This window comes from Variovorax beijingensis (genome assembly GCF_003951285.1).
GTDB lineage: Bacteria > Pseudomonadota > Gammaproteobacteria > Burkholderiales > Burkholderiaceae_C > Variovorax > Variovorax beijingensis.
This window is the reverse complement of the sequence record NZ_RXFQ01000009.1, coordinates 181,070-193,840: the sequence shown is the minus strand read 5'-3', so window position 1 is coordinate 193,840 and position 12,771 is coordinate 181,070. Positions and strand designations below refer to the sequence as shown.

At 66.2% G+C, this 12,771-nt stretch carries 9 protein-coding genes; 7 read left to right on the top strand and 2 right to left on the bottom strand.

Annotated elements, in window-relative coordinates; genetic code table 11:
* Positions 1-36 precede the first annotated feature (36 nt).
* From aceF to lpdA, 3 genes are read left to right on the top strand one after another with little or no spacing between them, the layout of a single operon-like run.
* Positions 37-1,707, top strand: coding sequence for a dihydrolipoyllysine-residue acetyltransferase (aceF, locus tag EJO66_RS17790; protein ID WP_124957649.1), 1,671 nt, complete (start codon positions 37-39; stop codon positions 1,705-1,707).
* Entirely contained in the window at positions 1,704-2,297 is a 594-nt protein-coding gene (locus tag EJO66_RS17785) for an Ntn hydrolase family protein (protein ID WP_124957650.1), read from the top strand. The genes aceF and EJO66_RS17785 overlap by 4 nt, the downstream gene beginning before the upstream one ends.
* Positions 2,294-4,120, top strand: coding sequence for a dihydrolipoyl dehydrogenase (lpdA, locus tag EJO66_RS17780; protein ID WP_124957651.1), 1,827 nt, complete (start codon positions 2,294-2,296; stop codon positions 4,118-4,120). The genes EJO66_RS17785 and lpdA overlap by 4 nt, the downstream gene beginning before the upstream one ends.
* An 81-nt stretch (positions 4,121-4,201) precedes the next feature.
* On the opposite strand, the gene EJO66_RS17775 is transcribed toward lpdA, so the two are convergent.
* On the bottom strand, positions 4,202-4,786 hold the full coding sequence (locus tag EJO66_RS17775) for a C40 family peptidase (protein WP_124957652.1): 585 nt from the start codon (positions 4,784-4,786) through the stop codon (positions 4,202-4,204).
* Positions 4,787-5,027: 241 nt separating this feature from the next.
* On the opposite strand from EJO66_RS17775, the gene EJO66_RS17770 reads away from it, so the two are divergent.
* The gene (locus EJO66_RS17770; RefSeq protein WP_420856694.1) at positions 5,028-6,161 is read left to right on the top strand and encodes a PQQ-dependent sugar dehydrogenase; all 1,134 of its coding nucleotides are present in this window, start codon (positions 5,028-5,030) and stop codon (positions 6,159-6,161) included.
* A gap of 12 nt (positions 6,162-6,173) precedes the next feature.
* Here the strand turns inward: EJO66_RS17770 and EJO66_RS17765 are convergent, their stop codons facing one another.
* Positions 6,174-6,971, bottom strand: coding sequence for an alpha/beta fold hydrolase (locus EJO66_RS17765; protein WP_124957653.1), 798 nt, complete (start codon positions 6,969-6,971; stop codon positions 6,174-6,176).
* Between the two features lie 83 nt (positions 6,972-7,054).
* On the opposite strand from EJO66_RS17765, the gene EJO66_RS17760 reads away from it, so the two are divergent.
* The 3 genes from EJO66_RS17760 to EJO66_RS17750 all read left to right on the top strand — a co-directional run bounded on the left by EJO66_RS17760 (position 7,055) and on the right by EJO66_RS17750 (position 12,764).
* Positions 7,055-7,657 (top strand): isochorismatase family protein, encoded by a 603-nt coding sequence (locus EJO66_RS17760; protein ID WP_125965703.1) that lies wholly within the window; start codon positions 7,055-7,057, stop codon positions 7,655-7,657.
* Between the two features lie 83 nt (positions 7,658-7,740).
* Entirely contained in the window at positions 7,741-9,708 is a 1,968-nt protein-coding gene (locus EJO66_RS17755; protein ID WP_420856695.1) for a propionate--CoA ligase, read from the top strand.
* 179 nt (positions 9,709-9,887) lie between these two features.
* Positions 9,888-12,764, top strand: coding sequence for a 2-oxoglutarate dehydrogenase E1 component (locus tag EJO66_RS17750; RefSeq protein ID WP_124957656.1), 2,877 nt, complete (start codon positions 9,888-9,890; stop codon positions 12,762-12,764).
* Positions 12,765-12,771 lie beyond the last annotated feature (7 nt).

The following is a 12,771-nucleotide window of genomic DNA, read 5'->3' as shown; positions in this document are numbered from 1 at the left end:
CGAACGAACGGCGCCTCACGGCGGGAGACGAACAATATGGCAGCAGTGGAAGTCAAGGTGCCGGACATCGGCGATTTCGATGAAGTCGCGGTGATCGAGGTGCTTGTGAAGGTGGGCGACACGGTCAAGGCCGAGCAGTCGCTCATCACCGTGGAATCGGACAAGGCGTCGATGGAGATCCCGTCGTCGACCGCCGGTGTGGTCAAGGAATTGAAGGTCGAGGTCGGCAGCAAGGTGAAGGAGGGCTCGGTGGTGCTCGTGCTCGAGGCCGAAGGTGCCGCTGCCGCGCCGGCACCGGCGCCGGCGCCGGCAGCGGCTCCCGCCCCTGCGGCGGCTGCTCCTGCACCCGCAGCCGCGGCGCCTGCACCGGCTGCCGCGCCTGCGGCCTCGGGTCCGGTCGAGGTCAAGGTGCCCGACATCGGCGACTTCAAGGACGTCGCGGTCATCGAGCTGCTGGTGAAGCCCGGCGACACGATCGCGGCCGACCAGTCGCTGATCACGGTGGAGTCGGACAAGGCCTCGATGGAGATTCCATCGTCGGCGGCCGGCGTGCTCAAGGAGCTCAAGGTCAAGGTGGGCGACACGGTCAACATCGGCGACCTGATCGCGATAGTGGAAGGTGCGGCAGGTGCCGCGGCACCCGCGCCTGCGCAGGCAGCTGCTGCGGCAACCGCCAGCGCACCCGCGCCAGCCGCCGCATCGCCGGTACCTGTTGCAAGCCCGGCTGCCGCAGCCGCGCCGCACGAGCCGACGGTCGCGCCCACCGGCAACCTGCCGCATGCCTCGCCCTCGGTTCGCAAGTTCGCACGCGAGCTCGGCGTGCCGCTCGAAGAGGTCAAGGGCTCCGGTCCCAAGGGCCGCATCACGCAGGAAGACGTCCAGGGCTTCACCAAGGCCGTGATGAGCGGCCAGGCCAGCACCAAGGCCTCGGCCGCCAAGGCGCCGGCCGGTGGCGGAGGCGCGGACGGCGCTGCATTGGGCCTCATTCCCTGGCCCAAGGTCGACTTCACGAAGTTCGGCGCGGTCGAGCGCAAGGATCTCTCGCGCATCAAGAAGCTCAGCGGCGCCAACCTGCACCGCAACTGGGTGATGATTCCGCACGTCACCAACAACGACGAAGCCGACATCACCGAGCTCGAGGCCTTCCGCGTCTCCACCAACAAGGAGAACGAGAAGTCGGGCATCAAGGTCACGATGCTGGCCTTCGTGATCAAGGCGGTGGTTGCGGCACTGAAGAAATTCCCCGACTTCAACGCCAGCCTCGATGGCGACCAGCTGGTCTACAAGCAGTACTTCCACATCGGCTTCGCGGCCGACACGCCCAATGGGCTCGTGGTGCCGGTGCTCAAGGATGCCGACAAGAAGGGCATCCTGCAGATCAGCCAGGAAATGGGCGAACTCGCCAAGAAGGCGCGCGACGGCAAGCTCGGCTCGGCCGACATGCAGGGCGGCTGCATGTCGATCAGCTCGCTCGGCGGCATTGGCGGCACGCACTTCACGCCCATCATCAACGCCCCCGAAGTGGCCATCCTCGGCCTTTCCAAGGGCCAGATGAAGCCGGTGTGGGACGGCAAGCAGTTCGTGCCGCGCCTGACGCTGCCGCTGTCGCTGTCGTACGACCACCGCGTGATCGATGGTGCCCTGGCTGCGCGCTTCAACGCCTACCTGGGCCAGGTGCTCGCGGATTACCGTCGCATCCTGCTATGACGACTGTAGTGGCCGTCCGCAAAGGCGGCCAGGTCACGATGGCGGCGGATTCGCTGGTGACCTTCGGCGACACGCGGCTTTCGCATCGCGCCGAGGCAAACCAGAAGATCTTCACCGTCGAGGACGCGGCGGGCCAGAGCCTGTTTGCCGTGGCCGGCGCCGCTGCGCACTTCCTGGTGCTGCAGCATGCGCTGGCCGCGCAGCCGCGCGAGGCGCTGCTGTTCGGCAGCAAGCACGAGATCTTCCGGACCTTCACGCTGCTGCATCCGGTGCTGAAGGACTCGTTCTTCATGCAGACCAAGGAAGACGAGCACGAGCCCTACGAGTCGAGCCAGTTCACGATGCTGATGGCCAACCAGAGCGGCATCTACGGCATCTACAGCTACCGAGAGGTGTTCGAGTTCAAGCAGTTCTGGAGCATCGGCTCGGGACGCAGCTTTGCGCTCGGCGCCATGCACGCGGCCTATGACATCAAGTCGCGCACCTCGCGCGACGTGGCGGAGGCGGGCATCGCCGCCGCCTGCGAATTCGATCGCAATTCGGCCCCACCGGTCGACGTTCTCACACTCAAACTGAAAGTGTCCAAATGAGCGAACAACAAATCAAGGTGCCCGACATCGGCGACTTCGACGAAGTCGCGGTGATCGAGGTGCTGGTCAACGTCGGCGACACGGTCAAGGCCGAGCAGTCGCTGATCACGGTCGAATCGGACAAGGCCTCGATGGAGATTCCGTCGTCGGCGGCCGGCGTGGTGAAGGCGCTCGCCGTCAAGGTGGGCGACAAGGTCAAGGAAGGCTCCGTGGTGCTGACGCTGGAGGTGGACGGCGCCGCTGCGCCCGCACCGGCGGCGGCCGCGCCTGCACCCGCCGCGGCGGCTCCCGCACCCAAGGCTGCTGCTCCAGCGGCAGCCCCGGCAGCAGCGCCCGCGGCCTCCAGCTACGGCGGCAAGGTCGACGTCGAGTGCGACGTGATCGTGCTCGGCGCCGGCCCCGGGGGCTATTCGGCCGCGTTCCGCGCGGCCGACCTGGGCCTCAAGGTGGTGCTGATCGAGCGCTACGCCACGCTCGGCGGCGTGTGCCTGAACGTCGGCTGCATTCCTTCGAAGGCGTTGCTGCACGTGGCCTCGGTCATGGACGAAGTGAAGCACTTCGCCGACCTCGGCGTGAGCTTTGCCGCGCCCACGGTCGACCGCGCCAAGCTGCTCGGCCACAAGAACAAGGTGGTGGGCAAGCTCACCGGCGGCCTCACGGCCATGGCCAAGATGCGCAAGGTGACGGTGCTGCGCGGCGTCGGCAATTTCATCGACCCGTACCACCTCGAGGTGGAAGAAACCTCGGGCACCAGCTGGGACACCACCGGCAAGAAGCAGACCGTCAAGTTCCGCAACGCGATCATCGCGGCCGGCTCGCAGGCCGTGAGCCTGCCGTTCATGCCGAAGGACCCGCGCGTGGTCGATTCCACCGGCGCGCTCGAGATGGGCACCGACCCCAAGCGCATGCTGATCCTGGGCGGCGGCATCATCGGCCTCGAAATGGGCACGGTGTATTCCACGCTGGGCGCGCGCCTGGACGTGGTCGAGATGCTCGACGGCCTGATGCAGGGCGCCGACCGCGACCTGGTCAAGGTCTGGCAGAAGATGAACGCGCCGCGCTTCGACAACATCATGCTCAAGACCAAGACGGTGGGCGCCGAGGCCACGAAGGAGGGCATCAAGGTGACCTTCGAGGGCGAGCAGGCACCCAAGGAACCGCAGGTCTACGACCTGGTGCTGCAGGCCGTGGGCCGCAGCCCGAACGGCAAGAAGATCGGCGCCGAGAAGGCCGGCGTCGCGGTGAGCGACCGGGGCTTCATTCCGGTCGACATCCAGATGCGCACCAACGTGCCGCACATCTTCGCCATCGGCGACATCGTCGGCCAGCCGATGCTGGCCCACAAGGCGGTGCACGAGGCGCATGTGGCGGCCGAGGTGATCGCCGGCGAGCAGAAGGGCGACAAGGAACTCTCGAGCGCCGCCTTCAATGCCCGCGTGATCCCGAGCGTGGCCTACACCGACCCCGAGGTGGCGTGGGTGGGCCTCACCGAAGACCAGGCCAAGGCCGAAGGCATCAAGATCAAGAAGGGCCATTTCCCGTGGACCGCTTCGGGCCGCGCCATCGCCAACGGCCGCGATGAGGGTTTTACCAAGCTGCTGTTCGACGCCGAGACGCACCGGATCCTGGGCGGCGGCATCGTCGGCACGCATGCCGGCGACATGATCGGGGAGATTGCGCTGGCCATCGAGATGGGCGCCGACGAGATCGACATCGGCAAGACCATCCACCCGCACCCCACGCTGGGCGAAAGCATCGGCATGGCGGCCGAGGTGGCGCACGGGACCTGTACCGATCTGCCGCCGGCCAAGAAGGCGGCCTGACCGGGGTTCGACCGGCCACAAAAAAACCCGCCGCGGCGGGTTTTTTTTGTCCTGATTGAGGACGCCGGATTCGCAGGAGGCTCAGTTGCCGGTGTGGGTTGCAGCAGTTGCCGCGGCCTTGATCTCGTCGTTCTGGGCGCCGCCGAGCACGCGGCGTGCGCCGTCGAAGCGGCGGCTCCAGTAGCTGCCGTTCATGTCTTCCACGCGCACCTGGGCGCCCGTGCGCGGCGAGTGGATGAACTTGCCTTCGCCGACATAGATGCCGACATGGCTGAAGGCGCGGCGCATGGTGTTGAAGAAGACGAGGTCGCCGGGCTTGAGCTGGCTGCGGTCGATCTTCTCTGTGGCGGCCGCCTGTTCTTCGGCGCGGCGCGGCAGCACGTGGCCGAGCGTCTGGTTGTACATCGCGCGAACGAAACCGCTGCAGTCGAAGCCGGATTCGGCGGAGTTGCCGCCGCGGCGATAGGGCACGCCGAGGAAGCCGATGGCGGTCACCACGAGGTCGGAAGTTCGTTCAGCGACGGTTTGGCGGACCTGCCTGAGTTGTCCGATGATGCCCTTGTCGGCCAGCAACCGGGCCAGTTCGTCGTCGGTTCGGTCCTGTTGGGGGGCGGCCTGGACGGCGACGGCAAACAGGAGAGACGCGGGTAGGACGAAAAAACGCATGGCGCGTAGGATATTGATGACGCACGGTTATGTCAACCTCATCCGAATTGGTGAATGTTTCTTCAAGTCTTTGATTTGTTTGATTTTTTTTGATTCGATCGAAGAAAAAATGTAACGGCCGATCTTTATGAACCATAAGCGATTGGCTGGAAGTGAACTTTTGTACTCGCATTGAAGAGGCGAACAGCCTGGATTCACACCCCATTTCGCGTCAAGATCGCATCAACTAACCGGAAAAGACATGAACCTGCGAATTCAGGAAGCTGGGCGCCTCCTAGGAAGGGCTGCCGTCGTGGCGGGTCTGGCCGTCTGGGGTGCCGCCATGGCGCAGATACGGCCGGAAACCATTTCGGCCGGCCTCGAGAACCCGTGGGGCGTGGCCTTTCTGCCGGGGGGGCGTTTCGTGGTCACCGAGCGGGCCGGCCGGTTGCGGCTGATCGCTGCGGACGGCAAGACCGGCGCGCCCATCGCCGGCCTGCCGGCCATCGCGGCCGGCGGCCAGGGCGGCTTGCTCGACGTGCTGGCCGATTCGGGCTTCGACAAGAACCGCACGCTGTATTTCTGCTTCTCTGAACCCGCAGCCGGCGGCGGTTCGGGCAACAGCACGGCACTGGCCAGCACGCAGCTTTCGGCCGACGGCACGCGGCTCGAGAACCTGAAAATCATCTTCAGCCAGCAGCCCAAGGTGGCCAGCCGCCACCATTTCGGCTGCCGCATCGTCGAGGCGCGCGACGGCACGCTGTTTCTCACGCTGGGCGACCGGTTCGGCCGCAAGGAAGATGCGCAGAAGCTCGACAACCACATTGGCAAGGTGGTGCGCATCGCCAAGGACGGCTCGGCGCCCCGGGACAATCCCTTCGTCGGACGGGTGGGCGCGCTGCCCGAGATCTGGAGCTATGGCCACCGCAACGGGCAGGGCGCGGCGCTCGCGCCCGATGGCCGCTTCTGGATGACCGAGCACGGCCCGCAGGGCGGCGACGAGATCAATATTCCGCAGGCCGGCCGCAACTACGGCTGGCCGGTGATCACCTACGGCGAGAACTACGGCGGCGGAAAGATCGGCGAGGGCATCACCGAAAGGGGCGGCATGGAGCAGCCGCTGCACTACTGGGTGCCGTCGATCGCGCCCTCGGGCATGGCTTTCCTCGCCAGCGACCGCTACGGTGCGGCATGGAAGGGCAACCTGTTCGTCGGATCGCTCAAGTTCGGCTATCTCGACCGCATCGAGCTGAAGGACGGCAAGGTGGTGGCCGAGCACAGGCTGCTGGCCGACGACCGGGCCCGCATTCGCGATGTGAAGCAGGGGCCGGACGGCCTGCTCTACGTGCTGACCGACGAATCGGACGGCAAGCTGCTGCGCCTGCGGCCGAACTGAGGGGGCGCGCCTTCAGCCGGGGCAGCCCGGCAGCGGCAATGTCGGCAGCATGCGGCGCCAGAGCCGCGTCCACTCGGGCCAGTCGTGGCCGCCTTCGGTCGTGAAGACGCGGCCCGCAGGCAGTGCGGCCGCCAGCAGCCGATGGCTGAACGCAAAGCGGTCATCGATGCCATAGCCCAGGTAGAGCGGCGGCCGTGCGCCGAAGGTGGCGGTGGCGCCGACATGGCCGCGCAGCCACTGCCACAGCTGGGTCTCGTTCGGCGTTCGCGGGTCGCTGCCCGGCGGATCGCCCAATGGCCCGGTCCAGCGGGCGAGGCCGCCGGCATTGGCGATGTCGGCGCCGAGCGCGCGTTCCCCGAGGTAGGGCGCGATGGCCACGAGGCCCGCGAGTTCGCCGGGATGGGTCTGCGCGTAGAGCAGTCCGCCGAAGCCGCCGACCGAGATGCCGACGATCCAGATGGCCTTGTAGCCCTGGCCGCGCGCCGGCGCGATCACGTCCCGGTGCAGGCGCTCGAGGATGGTCTTGCCGTTGTAGTAGCCAAGGTGCGCGTCGACCCGCATCACGTCCACCGCGAGCCTGTTGTCGTCCAGTGCCTTGACGAAGCCTTCGCGCTCGAATTCGTCCGGGTGCGAGTACGCGCCAGGCAGCATCACGATCAGCGTGTCGGCATTCGGCGTACAACTGCTCTTTTCGAGCGTGCGGTCCAGCGGCGCCTTGGCGGTGCGCAAGCCGCCGCACCCGGTCACCCCGAGCGCCGCGCCAAGGGCCAGAATCGGCAAATGGCGCCGGGCCGAAAAGAAGATCCGCATTCGTCCGGAGTCTAGAGAGATACGCGCCCTTTCGGTGGTACGGTCTGGCCCCATCAATTCCATCTGAATGAAAGAACCGGTTCATGCTGCTCGATGCCTCGCTCTCCCAACTCGTCCTGGTCGACTACCAGGCGCGGCTGATGCCGTCGATCTTCGAGGGCGAAGCGGTCGCGCAGAACGCGGTGCGGCTCGGCAAGATGGCCCAGCTGTTCCAGGTTCCGGTGTGGGGCACCGAGCACAACCCCTCCAAGCTGGGCGAGAACGTGCCTGACATCCGCGCCTTGTGCCAGCGCACCCTGTCGAAGATGCATTTCAGCGGTGTGGAAGAGGGCCTCGGCGAATGGCTGCGCGTGCCGGCGAAGGCACCGCAGGGCAATGCACGCAGCCTGCCCAAGCACCTGCAGAAGCCCGCGGCGGGAGCCGAAGAGCGCAATTCCATCGTGATTGCCGGCTGCGAAGCCCATGTCTGCCTGCTGCAGACCGCGCTCGACCTGCTGGAGGACGAATTCGAAGTCTGGGTCGTCACCGACGCCTGCAGCTCGCGCACCGAGCGCAACCGCGACGCCGCCTTCGACCGGCTGGCCGGTGCCGGGGCCGAACTCGTGACGACCGAGATGGTCGGCTTCGAATGGCTGCGCACGGCGGAGCACCCCGCGTTTTCCGAGCTGCTCACCCTGATCCGATAGCCGAAACCGGCGGCGCGCCACAAGGGCTCGGCCGGATTGTTCCGGCCGTCAGCTTGCTGCAAGATCGGTCTCCATAATTATGAATTCAGTTTTGGCGATGCCGCCAGAGCCGAACGAATGAACGGAGACATATCCAGATGAGCCGCTACGAAGAGTTCTATCGCCAGTCCGTCGATGCGCCCGAGGCCTTCTGGGCCGAGCAGGCGCAGCTGATCGACTGGCAGGCCCCCGCAGAGCAGATCCTCGACGCCAGCCAGCCGCCGTTTGCGCGCTGGTTCGTGGGCGGCACCACCAACCTGTGCCACAACGCGGTCGACCGGCACCTGGCTGCGCGCGGCGACCAGCCCGCCCTGATATTCGTTTCCACCGAAACCGGCGTCGAGAAGACCTACAGTTTCAAGGAGCTGCACGCCGAGGTGCAGCGCACCGCCGCCAGCCTGGTGGAGCTGGGCGTGGGGAAGGGCGACCGCGTGCTCATCTACATGCCGATGATTCCCGAGGCCGCCTTCGCGATGCTGGCCTGTGCGCGCATCGGCGCCATCCACTGCGTGGTGTTCGGCGGATTCGCGAGCGGCTCGCTGGCCACGCGCATCGAGGACGCCGAACCCAAGGTGGTCGTGAGCGCCGATGCCGGCTCGCGCGGCGGCAAGGTCATTGCGTACAAGCCGCTGCTCGACGAGGCGATCCGGCTGTCGAAGTACAAGCCGGCCGCGGTGCTGCTCACCGACCGCGGCCTGGCACCGATGGACCTGACGGCCGGCCGCGACCACCTGGCAGGCGAACTTCGACGCAAGCACCTCGACGCCCAGGTGCCCTGCGCCTGGCTGGCCGCCACCGACATCAGCTACACCATCTACACCAGCGGCACCACCGGCAAGCCCAAGGGCGTGCAGCGCGACGTGGGCGGCTATGCCGTGGCGCTGGCCGCGAGCATGAAGCACATTTTCGACGGCCGCGCCGGCGAAACCTATTTCTCGACCAGCGACATCGGCTGGGTGGTGGGCCACAGCTACATCGTCTATGGCCCGCTGATCGCCGGCATGGCCACCCTCATGTACGAGGGCCTGCCCACGCAGGGCATCGACAGGCAGCCCGATGGCGGCATCTGGTGGCGCCTGGTCGAGAAATACAAGGTGACGGTGATGTTCAGCGCGCCCACCGCGGTGCGCGTGCTCAAGAAGCAGGACCCGGCGTTGCTGAAGAAATACGACCTGTCGAGCCTGCGCGCGCTGTTCCTGGCGGGCGAGCCGCTCGACGAACCCACCGCGCGCTGGATCAGCGAGGGCCTGGGCGTGCCGATCATCGACAACTACTGGCAGACCGAATCGGGCTGGCCGATGATCACCATTGCCAACGGTGTCGAGGCCAAGCCCAGCAAGTTCGGCAGCCCCGGTGTTCCGATGTACGGCTACCGCATCAAGATACTGCACGAATCGACCGGCGAAGAATTGACCGCCCCCAATGAAAAGGGCGTGGTCGTGGTCGAAGGCCCGACCCCGCCCGGCTTCATGCAGACCGTGTGGAAGGACGACGCGCGCTTCGTCGGCACCTACTGGAAGAGCGTGCCGGGCAAGATGGTCTATTCGACCTTCGACTGGGGCATTCGCGACGAGGACGGCTATTTCTACATCCTCGGGCGCACCGACGACGTGATCAACGTGGCCGGCCACCGCCTGGGCACCCGCGAGATCGAGGAGAGCATCTCGGGCCACGCCAACGTGGCGGAGGTCGCGGTGGTCGGCGTGGCCGATGCGCTCAAGGGTCAGGTGGCGATGGCTTTCGTCGTGCCGAAGGACGGCATCGCCGTGACCGATGCCGACGCGGCGCGCAAGCTCGAAGGCGAGATCATGAAGGTGGTGGCCGACCAGCTCGGCGCGCTGGCGCGGCCCGCCCGGGTGCGCTTCGTCTCGGGCCTGCCCAAGACCCGCAGCGGCAAGCTGCTGCGGCGCGCCATCCAGGCCGTGTGCGAGCAGCGCGATCCGGGCGACCTGACCACCATCGACGACCCCGCCACCCTGCAGCAGATCAGGCAGCTGGTTTCTTCCGCCTGAATGAGCGAAACCGTGCCTTGCGAAGCCGCGCCGAGCCGTCATATGTTTGACGTGGCACAATGCGAAGGTACTCAGGCCCTTCCCCAGCCACAGTCGCATCCGCCAACCGGTTCAGCCGTGTCGCGGAAGGTTTCTTAACCAGCTAGTGCTTCCTTCAGGGAAGCGAAGGTCAGCGGATCATGAGCGATTCCTCAAAGCCCACGGCATATGCCGCGTATCAGGGCAACACGTACCTCTTCGGCGGCAATGCGCCCTATGTCGAAGAGATGTACGAAAACTACCTCTCCAATCCCGGCAGCGTGCCTGACAACTGGCGCTCGTATTTCGACGCCCTGCAGAACGTGCCCGCGGTCGATGGTTCCAACACGCGAGACGTCCCGCATCAGCCAGTCATCAACGCTTTTGCCGAACGCGCGAAGCAGGGCACCACCAAGGTCGTGCAGGCCAGCGGCGCGGATTCCGAGCTCGGCCGCAAGCGCACCGCCGTCCAGCAGCTGATTGCCGCCTACCGCAACGTCGGCGCCCGCTGGGCCGACCTGGACCCCCTCAAGCGCGCCGAGCGCCCGGCCATTCCGGAACTGGAGCCCTCGTTCTACGGCTTCACCGATGCCGACCTCGAGACGGTGTTCAACACCAGCAACACCTTCTTCGGCAAGGAGACCATGTCGCTGCGCGACCTGCTCAATGCCTTGCGCGAAACGTACTGCGGCACCATCGGCGCCGAGTACATGTACACCACCGACCAGAACCACAAGCGCTGGTGGCAGCAGAAGCTCGAAAGCGCACGCACCAACCCGCAGCTCAATGCGGAGCAGAAGAAGCACGTGCTCAACCGCCTGACCGCGGCCGAAGGCCTCGAGCGCTTCCTGCACACCAAGTACGTGGGCCAGAAGCGCTTCTCGCTCGAAGGCGGCGAAAGCTTCATCGTCTCGATGGACGAGCTGATCAATCAGGCCGGCATCAAGGGCGTGCAGGAAATCGTGATCGGCATGGCCCACCGCGGCCGCCTCAACGTGCTGGTCAACTCGCTCGGCAAGATGCCGGCCGACCTGTTCGCCGAGTTCGACCACACCGCACCCGAAGACCTGCCGAGCGGCGACGTCAAGTACCACCAGGGCTTCAGCTCGGACGTGACCACGCCCGGCGGCCCGGTGCACCTGAGCCTGGCGTTCAACCCCTCGCACCTCGAGATCGTGAACCCCGTGGTCGAAGGCTCGGTGCGCGCCCGCATGGACCGCCGTGCCGACCCGCAGGGCAAGCAGGTGCTGCCCGTGCTCGTGCACGGCGACGCCGCCTTCGCGGGCCAGGGTGTCGTCATGGAAACGCTGGCGCTGGCCGAAACCCGTGGCTACTTCACGGGCGGCACGGTGCACATCGTCATCAACAACCAGATCGGCTTCACCACCAGCGACCCGCGCGACAGCCGCTCGACGCTGTACTGCTCGGACATCGTCAAGATGATCGAGGCGCCGGTGCTGCACGTGAACGGCGACGATCCCGAAGCCGTGGTGCTCGCCACCCAGCTCGCCCTTGAATTCCGCATGGAGTTCCAGAAGGACGTGGTGGTCGACATCATCTGCTTCCGCAAGCTGGGCCACAACGAGCAGGACACCCCCTCGCTCACGCAGCCGCTCATGTACAAGAAGATCGCCCAGCACCCCGGCACGCGCAAGCTGTACGCCGACAAGCTGGCGACGCAGGGCCTGGGCGCCACGCTCGGCGACGACATGGTCAAGGCCCAGCGCGCCGCCTTCGACGAAGGCCGCAACACGGTCGACCCGGTGCTCACGAACTTCAAGAGCAAGTACGCCGTCGACTGGAATCCCTACCTCAACAAGAAGTGGACCGACGCCGGCGACACCGCCATTCCGTCCAGCGAGTGGAAGCGCCTGGCCGAGAAGATCACCACGGTGCCGGCCGGCTTCACGGTGCACCCGCTCGTGAAGAAGGTGCTGGACGACCGCGCCGCCATGGGCCGCGGCGACGTCAACGTCGACTGGGGCATGGGCGAGCACATGGCCTTTGCCTCGCTGGTGGCCAGCGGCTACCCGGTGCGCCTGTCGGGCGAAGACTCGGGCCGCGGCACGTTCACGCACCGCCACGCCGTGCTGCACGACCAGAACCGCGAGAAGTTCGACGAAGGCACCTACACGCCGCTGCAGAACGTCGCCGAGAACCAGGCGCCCTTCGTCGTCATCGACTCGATCCTGTCGGAAGAAGCGGTGCTCGCGTTCGAATACGGCTACGCCTCGAACGACCCGAACACGCTCGTGATCTGGGAAGCCCAGTTCGGCGACTTCGTGAACGGCGCGCAGGTGGTGATCGACCAGTTCATCGCCTCGGGCGAAGTGAAGTGGGGCCGCGTCAACGGCCTCACGATGATGCTGCCGCACGGCTACGAAGGCCAGGGCCCCGAGCACAGTTCGGCCCGCCTGGAGCGCTTCATGCAGCTGAGCGCCGACACCAACATGCAGGTGGTGCAGCCCACCACGGCCAGCCAGATCTTCCATGTGCTGCGCCGCCAGATGGTGCGCAACCTGCGCAAGCCGCTGATCATCATGACGCCGAAGTCGCTGCTGCGTAACAAGGATGCGACCTCGCCGCTGTCCGAGTTCACCAAGGGCGGCTTCCAGACGGTCATTCCGGACAGCAAGGGCCTGAAGGCCGAGAAGGTCAAGCGCCTGATCGCCTGCTCGGGCAAGGTCTACTACGACCTGGCCAAGAAGCGCGAAGAACAGGGCAGCGACGACGTGGCGATCATTCGCGTCGAGCAGCTCTATCCGTTCCCGCACAAGGCTTTCGCGGCCGAGATCAAGAAGTACCCGAACCTCGCCGACGTGGTGTGGTGCCAGGACGAGCCGCAGAACCAGGGCGCCTGGTTCTTCGTGCAGCACTACATCCACGAGAACATGCAGGAAGGCCAGAAGCTCGGCTACTCCGGCCGTGCCGCTTCGGCATCGCCTGCAGTCGGCTACTCGCACCTGCACCAGGAACAGCAGAAGGCGCTGGTCGATGGCGCATTTGGCAAGCTCAAGGGCTTCGTGCTGACCAAGTAATTCCAAG